This window comes from Citrobacter sp. CK206 (genome assembly GCF_030333125.1).
GTDB classification, from domain to species: Bacteria; Pseudomonadota; Gammaproteobacteria; order Enterobacterales; family Enterobacteriaceae; genus Citrobacter_B; species Citrobacter_B koseri.
This window is the reverse complement of sequence record NZ_JAOWGM010000023.1, coordinates 273,890-295,101: the sequence shown is the minus strand read 5'-3', so window position 1 is coordinate 295,101 and position 21,212 is coordinate 273,890. Positions and strand designations below refer to the sequence as shown.

Annotated in this window: 17 protein-coding genes; 10 read left to right on the top strand and 7 right to left on the bottom strand. The window is 52.8% G+C overall.

Annotation, left to right across the window (positions count from 1 at the left end; genetic code table 11):
• Nucleotides 1–69: 69 nt before the first annotated feature.
• From evgA to OGX81_RS08035, 7 genes are all read left to right on the top strand, one after another.
• The gene (gene evgA / locus OGX81_RS08065; protein ID WP_371320451.1) at nucleotides 70–693 is read left to right on the top strand and encodes an acid-sensing system DNA-binding response regulator EvgA; all 624 of its coding nucleotides are present in this window, start codon (nucleotides 70–72) and stop codon (nucleotides 691–693) included.
• Nucleotides 693–3,875 (top strand): response regulator, encoded by a 3,183-nt coding sequence (locus OGX81_RS08060; protein ID WP_104868194.1) that lies wholly within the window; start codon nucleotides 693–695, stop codon nucleotides 3,873–3,875. The genes evgA and OGX81_RS08060 overlap by 1 nt, the downstream gene beginning before the upstream one ends.
• 456 nt (nucleotides 3,876–4,331) lie before the next feature.
• Nucleotides 4,332–4,904 (top strand): helix-turn-helix transcriptional regulator, encoded by a 573-nt coding sequence (locus OGX81_RS08055; protein ID WP_012135108.1) that lies wholly within the window; start codon nucleotides 4,332–4,334, stop codon nucleotides 4,902–4,904.
• Nucleotides 4,905–4,976: 72 nt separating this feature from the next.
• A complete protein-coding gene (locus OGX81_RS08050; protein WP_012135109.1) occupies nucleotides 4,977–5,495 on the top strand; it encodes a fimbrial protein in 519 nt (172 codons plus the stop codon).
• 46 nt (nucleotides 5,496–5,541) lie between these two features.
• Complete coding sequence (locus tag OGX81_RS08045; RefSeq protein ID WP_104868193.1) at nucleotides 5,542–6,219, top strand: fimbrial biogenesis chaperone; 678 nt, start codon at nucleotides 5,542–5,544, stop codon at nucleotides 6,217–6,219.
• Nucleotides 6,220–6,230: 11 nt separating this feature from the next.
• Nucleotides 6,231–8,732, top strand: a complete 2,502-nt coding sequence (locus OGX81_RS08040; RefSeq protein ID WP_104868192.1) for a fimbria/pilus outer membrane usher protein — start codon at nucleotides 6,231–6,233, stop codon at nucleotides 8,730–8,732.
• Complete coding sequence (locus OGX81_RS08035; protein WP_223849107.1) at nucleotides 8,723–9,763, top strand: fimbrial protein; 1,041 nt, start codon at nucleotides 8,723–8,725, stop codon at nucleotides 9,761–9,763. Before OGX81_RS08040 ends, OGX81_RS08035 begins: the two co-directional genes overlap by 10 nt.
• Before the next feature lie 54 nt (nucleotides 9,764–9,817).
• On the opposite strand, the gene OGX81_RS08030 is transcribed toward OGX81_RS08035, so the two are convergent.
• A complete protein-coding gene (locus OGX81_RS08030; RefSeq protein ID WP_104868190.1) occupies nucleotides 9,818–10,243 on the bottom strand; it encodes a MerR family transcriptional regulator in 426 nt (141 codons plus the stop codon).
• Between the two features lie 188 nt (nucleotides 10,244–10,431).
• Between OGX81_RS08030 and OGX81_RS08025 the strand changes: the two genes are divergently transcribed.
• Nucleotides 10,432–11,262 (top strand): alpha/beta fold hydrolase, encoded by an 831-nt coding sequence (locus OGX81_RS08025; protein WP_012135114.1) that lies wholly within the window; start codon nucleotides 10,432–10,434, stop codon nucleotides 11,260–11,262.
• 107 nt (nucleotides 11,263–11,369) lie between these two features.
• Nucleotides 11,370–12,347, top strand: coding sequence for an AraC family transcriptional regulator (locus OGX81_RS08020; protein WP_232103853.1), 978 nt, complete (start codon nucleotides 11,370–11,372; stop codon nucleotides 12,345–12,347).
• Between the two features lie 51 nt (nucleotides 12,348–12,398).
• Here the strand turns inward: OGX81_RS08020 and OGX81_RS08015 are convergent, their stop codons facing one another.
• From OGX81_RS08015 to OGX81_RS08005, 3 genes are all read right to left on the bottom strand, one after another.
• Nucleotides 12,399–13,454, bottom strand: a complete 1,056-nt coding sequence (locus OGX81_RS08015; protein ID WP_012135116.1) for an NAD(P)-dependent alcohol dehydrogenase — start codon at nucleotides 13,452–13,454, stop codon at nucleotides 12,399–12,401.
• A gap of 182 nt (nucleotides 13,455–13,636) precedes the next feature.
• A complete protein-coding gene (gene gss, locus OGX81_RS08010; RefSeq protein ID WP_012135118.1) occupies nucleotides 13,637–15,499 on the bottom strand; it encodes a bifunctional glutathionylspermidine amidase/synthase in 1,863 nt (620 codons plus the stop codon).
• A gap of 158 nt (nucleotides 15,500–15,657) precedes the next feature.
• Nucleotides 15,658–17,946, bottom strand: coding sequence for an FdhF/YdeP family oxidoreductase (locus tag OGX81_RS08005; protein WP_104868188.1), 2,289 nt, complete (start codon nucleotides 17,944–17,946; stop codon nucleotides 15,658–15,660).
• Between the two features lie 221 nt (nucleotides 17,947–18,167).
• Here OGX81_RS08005 and yghU point away from each other — a divergent pair, with 221 nt between their 5' ends.
• Nucleotides 18,168–19,037, top strand: coding sequence for a glutathione-dependent disulfide-bond oxidoreductase (gene yghU, locus OGX81_RS08000; protein ID WP_058668109.1), 870 nt, complete (start codon nucleotides 18,168–18,170; stop codon nucleotides 19,035–19,037).
• A 97-nt stretch (nucleotides 19,038–19,134) separates the two neighbouring features.
• Here the strand turns inward: yghU and OGX81_RS07995 are convergent, their stop codons facing one another.
• The 3 genes from OGX81_RS07995 to hybG all read right to left on the bottom strand — a co-directional run bounded on the left by OGX81_RS07995 (nucleotide 19,135) and on the right by hybG (nucleotide 21,198).
• Nucleotides 19,135–19,818: a molybdate ABC transporter substrate-binding protein gene (locus OGX81_RS07995; protein WP_104868187.1), complete on the bottom strand. Its 684-nt coding sequence runs from the start codon at nucleotides 19,816–19,818 to the stop codon at nucleotides 19,135–19,137.
• The gene (locus OGX81_RS07990) at nucleotides 19,818–20,870 is read right to left on the bottom strand and encodes an ABC transporter substrate-binding protein (RefSeq protein WP_104868186.1); all 1,053 of its coding nucleotides are present in this window, start codon (nucleotides 20,868–20,870) and stop codon (nucleotides 19,818–19,820) included. The genes OGX81_RS07995 and OGX81_RS07990 overlap by 1 nt, the downstream gene beginning before the upstream one ends.
• A 79-nt stretch (nucleotides 20,871–20,949) precedes the next feature.
• Nucleotides 20,950–21,198 (bottom strand): hydrogenase maturation factor HybG, encoded by a 249-nt coding sequence (gene hybG, locus OGX81_RS07985; RefSeq protein WP_012135123.1) that lies wholly within the window; start codon nucleotides 21,196–21,198, stop codon nucleotides 20,950–20,952.
• Between the last annotated feature and the right edge of the window lie 14 nt (nucleotides 21,199–21,212).

Here is a 21,212-nt window from a genome sequence, read left to right as displayed (position 1 = left end):
TCTCCCGTCTCGTTTAGGCTATTATCGTTAGTATATATTGTATTCAGAATGACAACTTTCAGGATGAATATGAGTAAGTTACGCACTGCAATTATCGTGGATGATCATCCCCTCGCGCGTCTGGCTATCCGTGGAGTGCTGGAGAAACAGCGCATTACTGTAATTAACGAATATGAAGACGGGGCGACTGCGCTGGAAGCGTTAACAAAAACGGCTGCGGATATTGTTGTCGTGGATGTCGAGATCCCCGGAGTGAATGGCGTCGAACTGGTAGAAAAGCTCAGAGCACGGCAGTTCACCGGCGTGCTGATTGTCGTGTCCGCGAAAAACGATCGTTACTACAGCAAACGTTGCGCTCAGGTGGGCGCTAACGCTTTCATCAGTAAAAAACAGGATATGGAAAACATTCTGGCCGCCATTAATGCAGCGCAAAATGGTTATAGTTATTTTCCTTTTTTCCTTGAAGCCCCCTCAGTTGCGTTAACCGATGCACAACGCCTGGAATCCCTCTCGGCACAGGAGATGAAGGTGATGGGCTATATGCTTAATGGTCTTGATAATTCACAAATTGGCGATGCAATGCATATCAGCAGCAAAACGGTCAGCACCTATAAAACACGGTTAATGGAAAAGTTAGGCTGCAAATCATTAATTGAACTGCTCTCATTTGCCCACCAAAATAAGCTGACCTGATGATGAATAAATGGCTCATATTCGTGCTCATTGTTTTATCGATTACCGGGCGTGGCGTTCATGCCCAGGATGAGCTACCCGTTGAGCTGGAGTTGTCGGGCTACAATTACATTACGCCGGTTCCTGTTTATCTGAGTGAGGATGACAAGCGCTGGCTGAAGCAGAAAAAAACACTTAAGGTTGCGGTTTATCAACCAGAGCAATCGCCCCTCGTGCAGACCACGCTCACAGGACGTTACCGTGGGATGAATGCCGATTATCTTGCGCTGATTCAGCATTCGCTCAACACCCACATCAGCGTGACGGCCTGGAAAAATCAGGAATCGGCAATTCATGCGCTGAAAGCGGGCGAAGTCGATATGGTATTGACCGGTCTGGAGAGTCGCCCTTTCACCGAAGAAGGCATTCTGTCCTCGCAGCCGCTGGTACATTCCTGGCCAAATTTAGTGACGTCGTTAGCCAATGTCATGGTTCCCTTGCAGAGTGCGCAAAGCACCCGGGTCGCTACTGTGAATCACTATCCTGATGAGGGGTTTATTCAGCAGTCATTTCCTAACGCAGAGATCATTAATTACCCCACCTATCAGGAAGCACTCAGCTCCGTCGCGCATGGGCAAAACGCCTGGTTTGTTGGCGACTCACTGACAACCAGCACCTGGCTATCGCAGGAATTTAGCCTCGCGTTGACGACGGTGAAATACTGGCCTGAACCACAGAAAAAAAGCGCCTTTTTATTTTTGCCAACGCAGGAACGTCTGCTGACAATTGTGAATAACACGCTCAGCGCCATCGATGAAAACGTGCATGGGCAAATAGCCCAGTCAATGATCGATAAAGGCAATCTGTCCTTTCTGTTAGAGCCGCTTAACCTGACCAACCGAGAGAAACAGTGGCTAAAAAGTCATAACACACTGCGTGTCATCATTAACCCGTGGTTTGCGCCTTACACTATGGTCGACAGTAACCAGGAAACGCGGGGCGTGGTGGGGGATATCCTGAATCTGATCGGTCTGCAAACCGGTATGCAGTTTGAAACCATTGTCGTCAAATCGAACGAAGAAATGGTTTCTGAAATGAAGAAAAACAACTGGCATATTGTGCAGGCCGCAACCTACGATTTAAGCCGTGAAAACGCGATCTCCTTTACCCATCCCTTTATTACCACCCAATTCGTCACCGTTGTCAGAAAAGAGAATACGCAGGAGACCACGCTACGGGCGGGGATGAGTGTGGCGATCGGCGCCGACCACGCGTTACTGGCAAAGCTTAAAGCCCAACACCCCGGCATCCAATGGAAAGAGGTGGAAAACTCCAGCGTAGCCTTGAATCTCGTGGCGACGGGAAAGGTGGACGCGGCCATTTCAAATCAGCTGACGGCCCGCTATATGAGCGAGCATTATTATCCCGATCAGCTCGCCTGGCTCCCGATTCCCGGTGAAGCGCCGGCGGCAATCAGTTTTGCCGTTCCCCGTTCCGAACCGGAACTTCGGCAGATCCTGGACAAAGCCCTGGATGATATCCCGCAAAAAGAGATTTTCCAGATCGTCAGTAAATGGATACGCCTGCCGGACGTCAAAATTGATACCTGGGAGTTGTATAACAGACCGTTCTATCTGGTGGCGATACTGGCGACGTTGCTGGTGGTGAGCAGCTTGCTGTGGGCCGTTTACCTGTCGCGGAAAGTCCGCCAAAGGAAACGTTCTCAACGCTTACTGGAGGCGGAACGAAACAAGGCACAGCAAGCCAATGAAGAGAAGCGGGAATTTCTTTCCCATATGAGCCACGAGATCCGAACGCCGGTCAGTGCAATTATGGGATTTCTGGAACTCTTGCAGCTCTCCCCCGCTCGCTTCAGCCCTGAGGATAAAGCATCGGTGGATCAGGCTGCCCAGGCCTCGCGATCATTGTTAAAACTGATTGGCGAGATCCTCGATCTGGAAAAAATTGAATCAGGACTCTTAGACACCGTTCCGCAGTGGGTAAATGTTGATGCTCTGATAAAAGAAAAAATGACTCTGTTTAGCGCACTGGCGGCCCAAAAAGGGATCGACCTGCGTTATGACTCGCGGCTGGACCCGCAAGAGGCGATGCATCTGGACCCCCAGTTGCTGGGGCAGGTACTCACCAACCTCATTGGCAACGCGGTTAAATTTACGCAGCAAGGGTATGTCAGGATTTCGGCGACAAAGTCCAACGCGATGCTGGCGCTCTCGGTAAGTGACTCCGGTCCGGGTATTAGCACTGAAGAACAGAACCGTTTATTCACCGCCTTTAGTCAGGGGAAAGCGGGTAAGCATCATCGCGGTTCGGGCCTGGGATTAGCGATCAGCCGGGCATTGATGACGCAAATGGGGGGAACCATCGCGCTGCAAAGCGAAATAAACCGTGGAACCACCCTGACGCTGAACCTGCCCGTGCAAACCTCGCGTGATATCACGCCGGTATCTATTGACGCGCCCCCGCCCCCTCCCGTTATTCAGGGGACGCTGCGGGTATTAATCGTTGACGATCATCCCTCCAGTCGACTGCTCCTGAAACGCCAGCTTGCAACGTCAGGTATTGTTGCGGATGAAGCCGAAAACGGCGAAGAGGCCTTACGACACCTTCAGCAACAGCATTATGATTTGCTTATTACCGACCTCAATATGCCCGCAATGGACGGCATTGAACTTACCCGTCAGGTACGGAAATTTAATCGCGACCTCACCATCTGGGGGTTGACCGCCTCAGCGCAAGAACATGAACGCGAACGCTGTCTTGCGGCAGGCATGAATGCCTGTATTTTCAAGCCGATTACGTTATCGCAAATCTCGCACTTCCTTTCAGGAATGTGTGAGACAGCCAATACGATGTTTGATATCGAAATGCTGGGTATGCTGGCGCAAGGCAACCGGGCGCTCATGCTTACAGCGTTAAAAGATGCACAGCAGGAGAACCGCCGTGATTTAGTCTCCGCCCGACAAGCGGCGCATACTGAAGATTATCTGACCGTGAAGCGCCATATTCATCGCATTAACGGGACTGCCCAACTGCTGGGCGTTAAGGCATTGATGAAGGTAGCGCAGTCGCTGGAAGATAAACTACCTGACGCCATTTCCGCCGCAGACCTTGCCACAGACCTTGATCGCATCGACGCCTTACTTGATGAATTAGATCAGGCTATCGCAACATTCATTCCATAACCTTCCTACACGCGTAGGCGGCACCTGACAGAAAAATAAGGTGCCGCTGATGTTGTCCCGTTGTTAACCAGGTAAAATTAGCCTTGTTCTGACGGAATATATTTCGTTAATTAAACCTGGGATATTTCCTAAGAAAAATCCATTTTTACCGTCATTTCAAGTTTCAACTATCAAATGACATCAAACCATTAAACTACACCTATCAATAGTGATAGTGTTAAATTTCATTTTTATGGCACATAAATAGTTTTTTATTTCAATAAAGACGGCAATCACTGGATCGTTGTTCTTTTGAAAGGGAACAAATAGAAGAAACGATCGTTTTTATGATTATATTCGAAATCCATTATTTTTGTGGTGTCATCTGATTTTATTTTCTGTAAATTTCACAAAGAAACATGAGGTGAATTTCTGGCGTTAAATAACCAAAGAGGGCATGCCAAAAAGGGAAGTTTTATGGATTTGTCAAACTCCGTTTTTTCTGATGATTATTTTTTTATCGTCGGTATCAGTACGCTGTTAACATCGGAGTTGATTGATGAAAATTACTACATAGTAGATGTTGAGACAACAAACCTCCTGCAGGTTAAAGAGCATTTTTTTGCAGACAGGAAGATTATTGCGTTTATAAGCAATGATCTTGACTACTATGCATTAAAACATCTACGGAGTATTACGTTTGTTGATAAGCGAAGCCGACTTAATGAAATTCTGTCCTGCCTGTTTGTCAATGATTCCCGATATATTTATCGGGTGAAGTACACGCTTTCAATGCGAGAAAGCGAAGTGCTCTCATGTATGCAAAAAGGGCTTGATGCGAATGAGATTGGTAAACAATTAGGTATGACGGTTAAGACATTTTATGCCCACCGGCGCAGTTTGGTTTTTAAACTTCAGGTCGGCAATCGTATATCTTTGTACCGAACTATCGCACGAGTAGAAAGTTATAAGCAGGACACCTGCGAACACAGTATTTCGTTAATCAGACAATGTCATTCGTCAGATAAGTATTTCACTGGAGGGAATTAGCACATTATTAATTAACATTTAAAGTATCAGTATATTATTTCTTAAATATTAACTTAACTAACTGGATCTTATATGAAAAAGATTGCACTGATTTCCGCGATTTTATCGCTCTCTGTATTTCAGGCGGCAAATGCTGCTGACGGCGTAATTAGTTTTACTGGCAGCATCACCGGTACGGCCTGTGTGGTGGATACCTCTGCGATTGCGCAGCCTGTCAACCTGGGGACTGTCGCGACAACCGCATTCTCAGGCGGTAGCGGAGCAACGGCGGCAGCGAAGCGTTTTAATATTGTGCTGAAATCCTGCCCGGCCAGCATTTCCAACGCCAGTATTCGTTTTGATGGCATCACCGACACGATTAACCCTTCTATTTTAGCGCTGAGCAATGGGCAGACAGCGTCGAATGTTGGTGTCGCGATTTATGAGCAGGACAACTCAACGCTGATCCCCGTGGGTTCCGCATCCTCCAGCGTAGCGCTGGAAGAAGATGTTGATAACACACTGACTTACTTTGCCAAATATATGGCAACCGGCGCTGTTGGCGCGGGTACGGCAAACTCTTCAACCGCGTTTACCGTTATTTACCAGTAAAAGCAGGGCCCTTCGCGGCCCTGAGTAATTCACTCAGGATCTCTTCATGTTTCAGAAAATCTATAAAAAGATTGCCGTTGGTCTTTTGTTTATCTCCGCAACGGCAATAAGCGGTGTGGAAATAGGCGGCACCCGGCTTATTTATAACGGCAGTGGCAATCAGGCGGCAATCAGCGTTAACAATCCAGATAACAAGCCGTATTTAATTCAGTCATGGGTGAGCAAAAGTGAAAATGGCGACGACAGTGACAATGCATTCATCACCACGCCGCCTTTATTCAAATTAAATTCGCAGGCGCAGAATTCAGTACGCGTTATGTTATCAGGCGACATGCTCCCTACGGACAGAGAAAGTGTTTACTGGTTGAATATTAAAGCAATCCCTTCGTCATCACCGGATGCTAAAAATGAATTATTGATTGCGGTCAAAAGTAAAATGAAGCTGTTTTATCGTCCGGCAGGATTAAAAGGCGACCCTTCGCTTGCGTATCAGCAGCTAACGTTTTCAAGCGTGGGTGGAAAGTTAAGTGTGCATAACCCCTCGTCGTATAGCGTGTCGCTATACGACATCAAGGTGAATGGGAAACAACTAGCAAAACCTCCAATGGTTTTACCATTTCAAACGGTATCGCTACCTCAGTCGGCGGTAACGGGTGGTGAAGTATCGTGGCGTGCGATTAATGACTTCGGAGGCATTACGACTGAACATAAATTTAAAATGTAGGTTACAAAGCCATGTTTCATGTCAATGCAGTTTCGGGTTTTGCTAAATTAACTCGGTTATCCACACTTATTTATCTGTGTACGCATACTCCTGCTGTACTGGCTAGCGATTATTTCTCTCCAGATTTTATTGAAACCCGTGGAAATATCCCGCGTGATATTGATATTTCTCGTTTTAATGAAGCTGACGGGCAGGTGCCTGGCGTCTATCACGTTGATGTCTATGTAAATGGAAATTATCTGGCATCACAGGATATTTCATTTATTGACAGTAAGAGTGGGTTAATACCGGTGTTGACTCGTGCAGATCTGGTGCAATGGGGCGTTAAGCGCAATGCACAACCTGAATGGATGCACATGGCAGATACCGCGAACGTTGAACACCTCAGCAAACTGCTTCCCGGCAGCCAGCTTATTTTCCAGTTTGACGGGATGCGCCTGGATCTCTCCGTACCGCAGGAGTATCTACAGCGCGATCCCCGGGGGTCGGTATCGCCTGAGCGGTGGGATGACGGACTGAATATGCTGTTCCTGAACTACAACTTCTCAGGCGCTAACACGCATGGCAGCGACAAGTCGAGTAACGACAGCTATTTGAACCTGCGTAGCGGTATTAACGTTGGGCCCTGGCGATTGCGTCATTACGCCACTTATAACAACAACGATGGCGCTGGTCACTGGAACACCCTTGGCACATCGCTGGAGCGTGACATTAAGGCTCTGAAAAGTCAGTTCAGCATAGGCGATGGTTATACGCAGGCCGGTGTGTTCGACAGCGTGAATTTTCGCGGCGCGCAGCTTTATTCAGATGACAGCATGATGCCGGAAAGCGTCCGTGGTTTTGCTCCCGTGGTACGCGGTATTGCACAGACCAACGCGCAGGTCACCATTCGTCAGGGTGGCAACGTTATCTGGCAATCTTATGTGCCGCCAGGCCCGTTCGCGATTGACGATCTGTACCCGACCACCGCCAGCGGCGATCTGGAAGTGGCGGTACGTGAGGCGGATGGATCGGTGCATCAGTTTATTCAGCCATTTTCCGCGGTGCCGGTGATGCAACGCGAAGGTCAGTTCAAATATGCGCTGGCAGCAGGGAAATATCGCGCGGCAAACAGCAAAGATAAAGAGCCGGAATTTCTACAGGGCACGCTGAGCTACGGTTTACCCTGGGATAGCACGATATATGGCGGCACGCTGGCATCCGCAGATTACTGGGCCGGAGCACTGGGGATCGGAAAAGGGTTCGGTGAATTCGGCTCGCTCTCTTTTGACGCCACTTTCGCCCGTACGCAAATGCCCGGTAAGACAGAAGAAGGCGTGTCGCTACGCGCGCAATACGCCAAAGACTTTGCTTCGACAGGCACCTCATTCAGTTTGATGGGCTATCGCTATTCCTCATCAGGTTTTCGTGATTTCCAGGAAGCGAACGGGGACGTGAATACCTTTCGAATGGGGAGCGACACAATACGTGAAGGCAACAACTGGCGCTATGAACGGAACAAACGCAGCAAGGCGCAGGTGACGCTGAGCCAGCGACTTGACGACTGGGGAAATATAAACCTCTCCGCCTGGCAACAGGATTACTGGGGCGGCGACACCGAGCGCAGCGTTAACGTGGGTTACAACACCAGCATAAACAATATCAACTACGGCCTGAACTACAGCTATTCACGCGGCCCCTGGCACAATGAAAACGATCATATCGTCTCTCTGACGATGCAGATTCCGCTCTCACGTTTCCTGCCAGACAGCTGGATGACGGTATCCGGGAACAGCAACAAAAAAGGCGATACGACTTCGCAGGTGGGGTTATCCGGTTCAGCGCTGGAAGATAAAAACCTGAGCTGGAACGTACAGCAGGGCTACAACAGCAAAGGCTCGGATGCGATGGGAAGCGCTTCCGTCAATTACAAAGGCCGTCATGGCGAGTATCAGCTTGGTTACAACTACTCTCGCGATAACCGCCAGATGTCGGTTGGGGCGATGGGCGGCATTGTGGTTCACCCTTACGGCGTCTCGGCCACGCAGCCTCTTGGCGAAACTATGGCACTGGTGAAAGCGGACAACGCGGCGGATGTAAAAGTGGCGAATAACAGCGGGATTTACACCGACAGCAGAGGTTTTGCCGTGGTGCCGTATGTCACGCCGTATCGGCAGAACAGTCTGTCATTGGATACCGCATCGCTGAACCCGCATACCGATGTGCTGAATGACACCTACACCGTTGTACCGACCAAAGGCGCGCTGGCGCTGGCTGATTATCCTACCGTCACCGGTTATAAGGTCATGCTTCAGTTCACCGGGAAAGAGATTCCGTTTGGCGCGACGACCCGTATTAAAAATCACGACAACATTCCAGAAGGAATGGTTGACGATCGCAAACGCGTCTGGCTCAACGGCGTACCGGAAAACGGGACTGTGATCGTTAACTGGGCCGAGGGAAGTTGTCAGGCAACGTATCAGATAACGCAGATCGCTGACAAACCGCAAACAGTCATCGCGCAATGCCACTGATCTGGAGAGAAAGAAAAATGTATCGAATTTTAATCAGCTTAATTTTTACCTCGCTGGGATTATTTTCACACACCGCCCTGGCGTGGAACTGCACTACGGTTACGTCAACAACAACGATCTCACCGCAGAATGTAACTATCTCGCGGGATCTCCCTGTAGGCTCAATAATAGGAACACAGGTTATTACACCGACAATTAATGCCTTTAACTGTTGGGACTCCGCTGAGGGCGTTATATCCAGGCAGATTTTTGGTATCAGAGCCATCGGCACATTCGATTCGTCACTCAACGGGCGTCAGATATATAAAACGAACATTAGCGGCGTGGGGTATTCCCTGTCCGCCGCAACGACAAAATGTGCCGCAGGCATCGTGACCGTTACGGGAAGCAATACCATACGGGGAGACATAAATACCGCTAAGCTCTGTGAAAATATGGCGGGGATGGTGAACAGCAATTTGGATGGCGTGGTTATCGTGACGTTTTATAAGACGGCAGCCGAAACCGGGTCTGGAACCATAACGGCAAGAACCGTGGGATCGCTGGTTATGTTAAATAACGCGCTGCTGTGGCATTCACCCGAATCTTCCGTCAATATCAACGCGTTCACGGTTACCACGCCAGCCTGTAATCTACAAACGACGTTTATCCCCGTGAATATGCAGGACGTGGATAAACAAGCCTTTAATGGCAAAGGCACCACGCCGGGAGACGCACACACGCAGTCTTTCGATCTGCCGATGGTTTGTAACGCCGGAACAAAGGTCAGCGTTAAGATGGAAGGCGATATTTTTGATGCGAGCAAAGGCGTGCTGAAAACCATTGGCGGAAATAATGCCGCCACGGGCGTGGGAATCCAATTACTTTATAACAATCAGCCGATGGCGCTGGGTTCTGACGTCGCCGTTGGCACTTCATCCTCCGGCGGCGGATTCACGGTACCGCTGAAAGCGCGTTATTACCAGACCGGAGACACCATCACGACCGGTGCAGCGAATGGCGTTTTGTCATTTACCATGACATACCAATAAGACAGTGAGGGGGCGGCAAGACCGAAGCTGAACCACGTCCCCCCGCCATTTATTTTACCGGTTTTCCGTGGCGGTCGCCGGATTACGCAATTGCCCTATCAGCCGCTGCATGTTGTCCTCACAGGAAATCCCGTCAGGCCGGTTTGCAATACTGGCGATCAGACTCAGCAACTCGCTCTTGCTCTCTTCAAGCTGCTTCTGCATGAGTTCGATCTCCGCGATACGCCTCTCCAGGGATTGTATCAACCCCTCGTGATCCCACTTTTTCTGCTCCTGCGGTAAAAAGCAGCGGATCTGCCCAAGTGAAAAACCGGCACGCTGAGCGTTATCAATAATCTTCAGCAGATTCGCCACCTCCGCCGAATAATTACGATACCCGTTGCTCTGACGCTGAGGAGGACTGATCAGCCCTTCTGCTTCGTAAAACCGAATACGGGAGGGCGTAAGCCCCGTTACTTTTGCCAGTTCACCAATCTTCATACCGTTTACAGACCTCTCTTGACCTTAAAGTTAACTTTAAACTTATACTCTCTAAACGGTCAACAGAAGATCGTTGCCGGACGCGCGCGCAGACCCTGACGTTTCTCCTTTTTCCGGGAGCCAACGACCTGGCGCTACGCGCAAGACAAGTCTCTCCCTTTAACAACTTACTGAACCGGAGAAACGATATGGGTTACGTAACAACCAGCGATGGCGTTGATATTTTCTATAAGGACTGGGGACCGAAAGAGGGAAAAGTGATCTTCTTCCACCACGGCTGGCCGCTCTCCAGCGACGACTGGGATGCTCAAATGCTGTTTTTCGTGGACAAGGGGTTCAGGGTCGTCGCGCACGACAGGCGTGGTCATGGACGTTCCAGCCAGGTGTGGGACGGTCATGACATGGATCATTATGCCGATGACGTTGCCGCAGTCGTTAAGCATTTAGGCGTCCAGGGCGCAATGCACGTCGGGCATTCAACCGGCGGTGGCGAGGTCGTGCGCTATATCGTGCGTCACGGCGAAGATAACGTCTCCAGGGCCGTGCTGATCAGCGCAGTTCCGCCATTGATGGTAAAAACCGACAGCAATCCGCAGGGTACGCCCCGGTCGGTGTTTGACGACTTCCAGGCACAGCTGGCCGCCAGTCGGGCGCAGTTCTATTACGATATCCCTGCGGGTCCCTTCTATGGCTACAACCGTCCGGGTTCCAGTCCGTCTGAGGCGGTCATCTGGAACTGGTGGCGTCAGGGAATGATGGGGGGAGCCAAAGCGCACTACGACGGTATCGTCGCGTTCTCGCAGACGGATTTCACGGAAGATCTCAAGCGCATCACTATCCCGGTTCTGGTTATCCACGGCGATGACGATCAGGTCGTTCCCTACCATGATTCCGGCGTACTTTCAGCCGGGCTGCTCAAAAACGGTACGCTGAATACGTACAAGGGAGCCCCGCACGGCATCCCCACCACGCATGCAGATCGGGTTAACGCCGACCTGCTGGCCTTTGTGAATAGCTGATATACCAACCACGACGGATGGGCTGGCAAGTCAATTAGCAAAAAAAGGAGTCGCGGGCGGCTGCATTCCAGTTTAAAACATACGAACCTATGTTGAGGAGTCTGACCATGCTGGATCACCGCCCGAACTCACAGGATGATCGCCTGCGGCAGGACACCGCATCGTTGCGTCACGAAATTACCGCAAAAGTCAGAACATATACCGAACATCAGGAGCGGGTCGTCTGCCCGTTCCCCGGTCTGAGCGTAGCTGAACTCCACGGCCCAATGCCGCCGCTTTCTTATATTTACCAGCCCAGCGTGTCGCTGATCCTCCAGGGAGAAAAGCGCGTCACGTTAGGCGATACGGCCTATGTGTACAACGAATCCCGTTTTCTTCTGACGGCGGTCAATCTGCCAACCGTCGCCGAAGTGATGCAGGCCAGCACCGAGCGTCCTTTTATATCGCTGTTGCTGGAACTGGATTTATCTGTTGCGCGCGAAGTATTGGTTGATATGGAACAGCACGGCAATGACGTGGGATTCGCAGGCGAAGGACTTTCGCTCAGCCATGCCGACCGCTTTTTGTTTGACGCCATACTGCGCTACATCACGCTCGCAGAACACCCGCAGGATAAAGGGTATATCGGCAACCTGATTCATCGGGAAATTCTGTATCGCATTTTAACCAGCCCGGCAGGTATGACGCTGCGGGAAACCGTACTGACGGGATCGAGCAGCCAGAGGATATCTTCCGCAATCAACTGGTTACGCACGCACTATTCCCAACCGTTAAAAATGGAGGATCTGGCCGGGATTGCAGGAATGGGCGTTTCGACGCTGCATCACCACTTTCGTCGCATGACCAACATGAGCCCGTTGCAGTATCAGAAGCAATTACGGCTCCATGAAGCCAGACGCCTGTTGTTGTCAGATAATGTGGATGCCTCGACAGCGGCCATCAGAGTGGGTTATGAAAGCGTCAGTCAGTTTCACAGGGAGTACAAACGCCTGTTCGGCATCACGCCAATCGGCGATAAAGTGCAGTCGCTGAAAGGCGCAGAACGCGTCCGGGAAGCGGGAACGCTGACCGGGATACCGCGCTGATACACGCATATCGGACCGCAAAACAGCCGATCCGATATGCGTTGCTTACCGTCAGTTCGACAGTGAAGCCATATCAATCACAAAGCGGTATTTCACATCACCCCGCTCCATACGCTCAAAAGCCTGGTTAATCTGCTGGATATCGATGATCTCACACTCCGGGTACACACCTTTGCGGGCGCAGAAATCCAGCATCTCCTGCGTTTGTGCAATCCCGCCAGACGGTGAACCCGTGATGCGACGACGCCCCAGAATCAGCGGCAAGGTACTGAACCCTTCCATATTCCCCAGATTACCGACAATAACCAGCGCCCCTTCCACATCAAGTAGCTGAACGTAGGGTGAAACATCATGGCGCGTCGGGATGGTGTCAATAATCACATCAAAAGAGGACGCCGCGTTATTCATCGCCTCTGCGGAAGTCGAGAGCAGAACGTGTTCGGCGCCCAGCTCATGCGCCTCTTTCGCTTTTGACTCACTGCGGGTGATAACCGTCACCTCTGCGCCCAAAGCGGCCGCCAGACGAACCGCAAGGTGCCCCAGGCCACCGATGCCAATCACCCCTACGCGCGAGCCGGGGCCAACGTTCCAGGTCCGCAGCGGCGAGTAAACGGTGATGCCCGCGCAGAGCAACGGCGCCGCTCTGGCCGGATCAAGGCCTTCCGGCAGATTCAGGACAAACTCCTCGCGAACCACGATATGTTTCGAGTAACCGCCGTAAGTGACGTCTCCTGAGATGCGGTCACGCCCGTTATAGGTCACCGTCGGAAACTCACGGCACATTTGCTCTTCGTGCCTGCGGCACTGATCGCACTCCTGACAGCTATCGACAAGGGTTCCGACCGCCACCTGTTGCCCGACCTGATAACGCGTCACTTTACTGCCGACATCAATCACCCGGCCAATAATTTCGTGTCCGGGAATACAGGGGTAAATCGTCGCGCCCCACTCTTTCCAGTCGTCACGGGTTTGATGCAGATCGCTGTGACAGACGCCTGACCACAGGATCTCGATCGCCACATCATTGGCACGCAATGCGCGTCGTTCAAACGTAAAAGGGGCCAGTGGCGTAGTCGCGTTTAATGCAGCATAACCGATGGTTTTCATAGCAGCTCCAGTTGTTTGTTTTCCACCTGAAACTGTAGCGGCTTGATGAATGGCAGAGTGAGCCTAATCCTGCCGGATGATTGCCTGATACTCCCGACAGAACGTCTGTCACGAATCTCCGGGCATTGAATGGCCAGGGCGGACGCTGGCGCATCACGCCCAAGGCTCTTTTTCAGAAGAGGCTATTCCCCTTTTTCCACAATTAACGGCTCGATATCGCTTTCTTTTTTGATAACCAGCGAATCATCGCCACGCAGACACGTACCGCCATAGTTGCCGCCAACGGTGAAAGTGCAGACCTGAATATACTTCCCGGCCACGTTTGGCAGACACCACAACTGCTGATAAATGTTTTTCTGCGCGGCAAATTTCCCACTGGTTTTATCGAGTAACTCTTCCTGATGGCTCACCAGATCGATATTGCTGCCGCAGCGCCCGGCGATCGGTTTCACCGCATAACCGGTGCGCGCCAGTTCGTCATTAACCGTGAAATCGGTATCCAGCAAATAGCGGTGATGCGGGAAGAGCGACCACAGGATAGGCAAAATAGCCTTATTGCCGGGGATCACCGTCCACAGCGGTTCAAACACCAGCACTTCCGGTCGCAATAGCACATCAATCAACCGCACTTCATTTTCAGGATGGCCGGTACGAATCGGCACGGCGGCGTATTCCGTCTCGCTGACTTCACGCACCTGTTCAATTGCGGTTTCCCACGCCCAGGTTTTCCAGACGCAGTTCACCAGGCGGCCATCGCCGTCAATCAGCTGACCGGCATCGTCCCAACGCAGCGCATCCAGTCCCCGGAGAATTTTGCTTTCAAACCCGGCCTGGCGCAGCGCCTGCTGCATAAACTGGGCGTGATAGTTCTCCTCAATGTCCTTATCCTGCATGATGTGGACGAAAGGACGCGCGAGGCTGTGTTTCCATGCACCCGCCAGTTCGTTGATCAACCCTTCCGCCGGATTATGCCCCTTCCCGGTGTAGCCCTTTTCGGCCCAGCGTTCGAGGATCAGCCCCGCTTCGGTATGGCATGATGCGGAATCGGCGTTGTACTCGTACACCTTCAGGCCGCGTTCATCCATACAGAAATCCATACGACCGGTGATCATATGGTGGCGACGACGCTGCCAGGAGAGGCGCAAACGCGGCCAGAGGATTTTCGGAATGTCGAACAGCGCCAGCAGGTTATCGTCTTTCAGCACCTTGTCGGTGGCATGCAGGTACATCAGATGCAGCTCGTTGGTGGCTTTAATCAGCTCCTGCTCGGCGCTTTCCGTAATGGTGAAATACTGATGCGGGTCCTGATTAATCACATGCCCGTTCGCCAGCACATAGGCTTTTTGCAGCGGGTCCCGCTCATCCAGCCATTTGCCGTCAAACTGCCCTTTCTCTTCCAGCCGCGCGCCGCGAATCTTCAGTGAATCGTTGGCGATGTCTGGTTGAGGCAGGCTGTACTGCGTGTCCTCGGTCTGAATCATCCAGCCGAGGATCGTGGTGTCGTCAAAGGTATCGCGCAGGGTATAGCAGCCGTTTTCCACCACCATATCCAGCTCGCGGGTCCACTGTTGCCCTGGAGGCAGCGGCGTGTGGATCACATTCTGTTCGGCGATACGGATCTTGTTGTCCAGCAACTGGGTAATGATCGCCACATGGCCGGTATCTTTAAACTCGCCGCCGTTTTGCCAGATAAGCAGCGCGCCAGCGACCGGCGCACGGGGCGAACCATTGGGAAACGCCTGTAACGGCAGGATGTTGTCGTTCACCACTTCGCGCAGGAAACGCAGCGAGAAGATCTCCCACGCCATGCCGACATCCGTGAACACAACCCCATAATTGAGAAAGAGAAAGCGGCGGGCGAACTCAACGCACTGCCATTTATGGCCCATATACTCGTTGCCGATGTAGCTGCGAAACGCGGCATCATCGCTGTATTCCCGTGGGTCGAGGGAGCTGTAATCTGAAGAGTAGATTGCTACGCCACCGGGGGCGTAGCCCAATAATGTCCCGAATGGGGCATCCTGACGGGTCGTTCCTTTGCTCATGCACCTTACCTCAAAACAATACAGCCTGAGCAGTATGGCGTGAATTTTTCGCTCTGCTTGCCTGCTCAATAACACTAACCGGACAGAGGTCGATTCATCATACACCTCTACCCGGCCAGACGGCGCACAGAGACAAAAAATTCATAGCGGGAACGATGTTATGTTTTATTGATAACCACCGGCACGCTCTTATAGGCTGGCGTCAGGCTTTCGCTATCGACCGCATCCAGAGACAACAGCACATTCGCTTCCGGTAGATAGGCGCCAATCGATCCTGCCGCCATGTTGTAGATCACGACCGTCAGCCCGCACATCGCGCGATCCTCACAGGGGCGGCCATGATCGTCCAGCGCCTGAATGGTCACCACATCGCCCTGCGCCAGCCCGCGCGCCCTGGCTTCCGCCGCATTTAAAAACGCGACGTCACGGCGGCCGGTAATGCCGCGATAACGGTCATTCAGGCCATAAATGGTGGTGTTGTACTGATCGTGGCTGCGCAGCGTTGCCAGCACCAGCGCATCAGCGGGTTGCTGCTGACGCTCAACGGCGCGCTGCTGGCTAACGACAAAGTTGGCTTTGCCATTCCCGGTATGCCACTCACGGCGCGAGGCAGGCGTGTCCATGCGAAATCCGCCCGGCGCGGCAATGCGGGCATTGTAGTCATGAAACGCCGGAATAACGGCTTCAATGGCGTCGCGGATCAGAGCATAGTTTCCCACCATCTCTTCCCAGTTCACCGGCGAGCGCGCAAGCGTGGCGCGTGCCATTCCCGCCACAATCGCAGGTTCCGATTTCAACCACGGCGAAGCCGGTTTCAGAGAGCCGCAGGAGGCGTGCACCATCGACATCGAATCCTCGACGGTGACGGACTGAATCCCCGTCGCCTGAAGGTCGCGCTCCGTTCTGCCCAACGCGGGCAGCAGATAGTTATGTTTCGCCAGCAGCAGGTGCGAGCGGTTCAGTTTGGTTGCCACATGCACCTGCATATCCAGCTTTTGCATCGCCGCAAACGTCCGCTGCGGCTGCGGCATCGCCACGGCCAGATTGCCGCCCATGCAGATTAACGCCTTAGCCTCGCCCCGCTCTATCGCCCGAATGCTCTCCACGCTGGCGCGGCCATGTTGACGAGGAACGGTAATGGCAAAACGCGCTTCAAGGCGTTGCAGGAAGGCGTCTGACACCGCTTCGTTAATCCCTACCGAACGGTCGCCCTGCACATTGGAATGCCCACGCAACGGGCAGATACCCGCGCCCGGCTTTCCGATATTGCCTTTCAGCAACAGCAGGTTAACCAGCTGCTGCACATTCCCGGTGCCGTTTTTATGCTGGGTGATCCCCAGGCCGTAGCAAATGATGGTGGCGCGCGATTTATTGTAGCTGTGCGCTAAATCTTCCATCTGGCTGCGCGTCAGACCTGAATCTGCTTCCAGTTCCGCCCAGTTGCACTGGCGCAGGTCATCATACAGCGCCTGATAACCGGCGGTATGCGCAGCAATAAACTCATGATCGAGGCAAGGCTGCTGGTTTAGCAGCACCCGCGCCTCATCCATTTCAATCAGCGCCTTCATCATGCCTTTGAGCAACGACGCATCGCCGCCCATTTTCACCTGGTAGTAGCTGCTGCTGAGTTCGGTCGCCTGGCCGGTGAGCATCTCTTTAGGGCTTTGCGGGAAGCTAAAGCGTTCAAGTCCTCGCTCCGCCAGCGGATTGATGGCGATAATTTTGGCGCCGCGCTTTGCCACATCGCGCAGCGTGGTCAGCATACGAGGATGGTTGGTTCCCGGATTATGCCCGATGCAAATCACCAGATCGCAGTGGTCAAAATCCGCCAGTTCAACGGTGCCTTTCCCCAGACCAATAGCGCGCGTCAGCCCTGCGCTGGTCGGGCCGTGGCACATATTGGAACAGTCCGGGAAGTTGTTGCTGCCGTATTCGCGGGCAAACAGCTGATACAGGAACGCCGCTTCATTCGAGGTTCTACCGGAGGTATAAAACTCTACCTGTTCCGGGGAATCGTAGCTGCGCAGGCGTTCGCCGATTTCCTGAAACGCGATGTCCCATTCCACGGCTTGCCAGGTATCGGTTACGGCATCATATTTCATCGGGTGCGTCAGGCGGCCAATATTTTCCAGCTCGTAATCACTGTACTGCCATAAGGTGGACACCGGATGACGACGGAAAAACGCCGGTGAGGCTTTCTTGCTGGTGGTTTCCCAGGAGACCGCTTTGACGCCATTCTCACAAAGTTCCATCGGCGCCCGATGGCCAGGGTCAGGCCATGCGCAGCCAGGGCAGTCAAAGCCTTTGACCTGATTCATTTTGAACATCGCGATAATATCGCGCGTGACGGCCTTTTGGGAAAACACCGACGCAGAGACCGCTTTCACAGCTCCCCAGCCGCCCGCCGGGCCCTGATAACCGCTTACTCCTGGAACACCATTTTTCATTGTTACTGCTTATTCACTGCCAATTTTTAATGGCGAGTACGGTAACAATTTCCGTCTGATATTGATTTCCTCTTGATGGAGTACAGGCGGGCTACAATTAACGAGTTATATTGTGTTCCCCTTCCAGCGAAAAAACCGGCGCTTAATGTCCCAATCTGTTAAACCGCATGGCCTCCGACTGCTACACTGCTTCAACACACCAACCCAGAAGGCAGGTCAACATGTCAGAGAATACTTATCAACCCGCGAAAGTATGGACGTGGGATAAATCCGCAGGCGGCGGCGCATTCGCCAATATCAACCGTCCCGTTTCTGGCCCGACTCACGACAAGACGTTGCCCGTCGGCAAGCATCCGCTACAGCTCTACTCCCTGGGAACGCCAAACGGCCAGAAAGTGACCATCATGCTGGAGGAGTTGCTGGCGCAGGGCGTGACGGGCGCAGAGTATGACGCCTGGCTGATTCGCATTGGCGACGGCGATCAGTTCTCCAGCGGTTTTGTCGATGTGAACCCAAACTCAAAAATCCCGGCGCTGCGCGACCACTCGCAAAACCCGCCGCTGCGTGTCTTTGAGTCCGGCGCAATCCTGCTCTACCTGGCGGAAAAATTTGGTTATTTCCTGCCGCAGGATCTCGCTAAACGTACCGAAACCCTGAACTGGTTATTCTGGCTCCAGGGGGCGGCGCCGTTCCTCGGCGGCGGCTTTGGTCACTTCTACAACTACGCGCCGGTGAAAATAGAGTACGCGATCAACCGTTTTACGATGGAAGCCAAGCGTCTGCTGGACGTGCTGGATAAGCAGCTGGCGCGTCATCCGTATGTGGCGGGCGATGAATACACCATTGCCGATATGGCTGTCTGGCCGTGGTTTGGCAGTGTCGTGCTCGGCAACGTGTATGACGCCGCAGAATTTCTGGATGCGGGAAGTTATAAGCACATACAGCGCTGGGCGAAAGAGATTGCGGAACGTCCGGCGGTCAAACGCGGGCGCATTGTGAACCGCACCAACGGGCCGCTCAACGAGCAGCTTCATGAGCGTCACGACGCCAGCGACTTCGACACACAAACCGAAGATAAGCGTCAGAGCTAAACCGTGATGCCGGATGAGATTTTAATGTCGCCATCAGGCGTTATATTGACTGATGGCGCTTCGCTTATCAGGCCCACGGGTTTGTAATAGTCGGCGTTTAATTAAACCCATGTTGCATGAGAATCAGTCCTGCCGGAGTGGAAAGCAGAAATTCGGCAAGCGGTTTTCCGCGCGCCGTCAGACAGGCAAACGCGTACTCAGCGATCGGATTATACGGTTCAGGAATATCAACCACGCGCAGGGTACTGATTTGCCGCAGTCTGGGGGCATAGCTGGCATAACCAATAAAAACATCCGTGTGATCGTGGTCGATTAACCATTGCGCCGCCAGCGCTCCGGCGGGAAGCAGCAAAGAATCCCGGCCGCCGACCAGCGCCACAGCACGCGAGCGGATCGCCTCGCCGACGGCTCCCATTCGCGAAAAAAGCTGTTGCGTGTAATCACCGGAAGGATCGCAGCCCGGCGTTGATGTGCCAATTCGCAGATCCTCGCGCATCAGCAACGACCGCCAGTCGTCGCCCTCCCGCATAACGTCAGCACGCACGGTCAGGCAGAGGCGATTCAGCGCAAAGGACGAAACCGACAGCGCCCGCCCGCTCGCCAGCAGCGCCTGCGGATGCGCCACATTAGCCGAGGCGAAAAAGTCGCACGGCTCACCGGCTTCAATCCGTTCACGCAGCAATCCCGCCGGGCCGAAATCACAGCGGATCGTCTCTGCCTGAAAACAGGCCATTAGCGGTTGCCAGACGGCACGCAGACTGCCTGCGGCAAGGATTTTCATCAGTCAACGCCCTGATAGTCAGTGCGATAAAAACGCTGATACCAGTCATTCGCGACCTTGCGCATATCAATATCCTGGAATTTCTGCGGATAGAGTTTTTTCGCCATCCACAGCTCGCCAATGCCCATCGCTTCCGGCATCGGATAGCCCCAGGCCTTCGCGTAGTCCGGCATCAGATAGACGCGATGATTTTTCACCGCATCAATCACCTGCCACTGCGGGCTTTGCAGGATCTCATCCACCACTTTCGGATAGCGATCCTGAACAAAAATCACCTGCGGATTCCAGGCGATAACCTGCTCCATTGCGACCTGCTTAAAGCCTTTGATGGTCGATGCCGCCACGTTCAACGCCCCCGCGTGCGCCATCATCAGGCCAGTATATTTACCGGAGCCGTAGGTGGTCAGTTCCGGGTTCGCCATATAGGCGCGAACGCGTTGATCTTCCGGGATGTCTTTCAGGCGATCGCTCACCATCTTGCGCCCCTTATCCGTTGCGGCAATCAGCGCTTTTGCTTCGTCAGGTTTATTGACGATATCGCCAATCAGCGTGATCCCTTCACGCAGCCCTTGATCGTAAGCCTGCTCTTCATCCGTCATTGTCGGGTTCATTTTAGCCTGTTCGCCCGCCGCATCATGGCGCAGAGAAATCGCCACCACCGAAATGCCCAGGCTGCTGATTTTGTCGATCATTTCCTGCGGCGCATAGTTAGTGACAAACACCACCTGCGGATGCAGCGCGACCAGTTTTTCCGCATCAACGTGGGTTAAATCACCCAACGCGGCTTTCGTTGTCAGCTCCGGCGCCAGGCGGGCATAACCGTCGCCAAGCTGTTGTTTCCAGTTCGCCATCACGCCAACAATTTTGTCGGTGGCGTTCATCTGCACCAGCAAATTCAGCGTCTGATGCTGGAGTACCACCACGCGATCCACCGTATCCGGGACGGTAACCTGGCGACCAATCTGATCGGTAAACGTACGCTCGGCCTGAGCCATAAACGGCAGGGAAAAAAGCAACGCCAGCAGGGAGAGCTGGCGTAAGGATTTAAACATGGGAGATGTCCTCACAATCGATATATATATTAGTATACAACGATTGCAAGGCCGCTTGATAGATTGCCTTCAGGGATTATCAGGCGCTGGTAACGTCATACTCCATTCGGCGTAGCGCGTCTAATGTGGCTTTGGCTTCCTCTTCATCAATGATGCTCATGGCAAATCCCACATGCACCAGCACCCACTGCCCCACCAGCGTTGCAGGGCTGTCTTCGCAGATCAGGGCAATATTCACATCACGCTTGATGCCGCACACTTCAACCTGCGCAAGCTGGTGAATATCTTCACCAACGGACAGAACCTGCCCCGGGACTCCAATACACATAGTTAACCACCTGG

Excerpts from the sequence above, each read along its gene's own strand:
- gss (WP_012135118.1), bottom strand. The coding sequence starts at position 15,499 with ATGAGCAAAGGAACGACCCGTCAGGATGCCCCATTCGGGACATTATTG.
- yghU (WP_058668109.1), top strand. The coding sequence starts at position 18,168 with ATGTCAGAGAATACTTATCAACCCGCGAAAGTATGGACGTGGGATAAA.
- evgA (WP_371320451.1), top strand. The coding sequence starts at position 70 with ATGAGTAAGTTACGCACTGCAATTATCGTGGATGATCATCCCCTCGCG.
- OGX81_RS07990 (WP_104868186.1), bottom strand. The coding sequence starts at position 20,870 with ATGTTTAAATCCTTACGCCAGCTCTCCCTGCTGGCGTTGCTTTTTTCC.
- OGX81_RS08045 (WP_104868193.1), top strand. The coding sequence starts at position 5,542 with ATGTTTCAGAAAATCTATAAAAAGATTGCCGTTGGTCTTTTGTTTATC.
- OGX81_RS08025 (WP_012135114.1), top strand. The coding sequence starts at position 10,432 with ATGGGTTACGTAACAACCAGCGATGGCGTTGATATTTTCTATAAGGAC.
- OGX81_RS08020 (WP_232103853.1), top strand. The coding sequence starts at position 11,370 with ATGCTGGATCACCGCCCGAACTCACAGGATGATCGCCTGCGGCAGGAC.
- OGX81_RS08060 (WP_104868194.1), top strand. The coding sequence starts at position 693 with ATGATGAATAAATGGCTCATATTCGTGCTCATTGTTTTATCGATTACC.
- OGX81_RS08055 (WP_012135108.1), top strand. The coding sequence starts at position 4,332 with ATGGATTTGTCAAACTCCGTTTTTTCTGATGATTATTTTTTTATCGTC.
- OGX81_RS08035 (WP_223849107.1), top strand. The coding sequence starts at position 8,723 with ATGCCACTGATCTGGAGAGAAAGAAAAATGTATCGAATTTTAATCAGC.
- OGX81_RS08050 (WP_012135109.1), top strand. The coding sequence starts at position 4,977 with ATGAAAAAGATTGCACTGATTTCCGCGATTTTATCGCTCTCTGTATTT.
- OGX81_RS08005 (WP_104868188.1), bottom strand. The coding sequence starts at position 17,946 with ATGAAAAATGGTGTTCCAGGAGTAAGCGGTTATCAGGGCCCGGCGGGC.
- hybG (WP_012135123.1), bottom strand. The coding sequence starts at position 21,198 with ATGTGTATTGGAGTCCCGGGGCAGGTTCTGTCCGTTGGTGAAGATATT.
- OGX81_RS07995 (WP_104868187.1), bottom strand. The coding sequence starts at position 19,818 with ATGAAAATCCTTGCCGCAGGCAGTCTGCGTGCCGTCTGGCAACCGCTA.
- OGX81_RS08015 (WP_012135116.1), bottom strand. The coding sequence starts at position 13,454 with ATGAAAACCATCGGTTATGCTGCATTAAACGCGACTACGCCACTGGCC.
- OGX81_RS08040 (WP_104868192.1), top strand. The coding sequence starts at position 6,231 with ATGTTTCATGTCAATGCAGTTTCGGGTTTTGCTAAATTAACTCGGTTA.
- OGX81_RS08030 (WP_104868190.1), bottom strand. The coding sequence starts at position 10,243 with ATGAAGATTGGTGAACTGGCAAAAGTAACGGGGCTTACGCCCTCCCGT.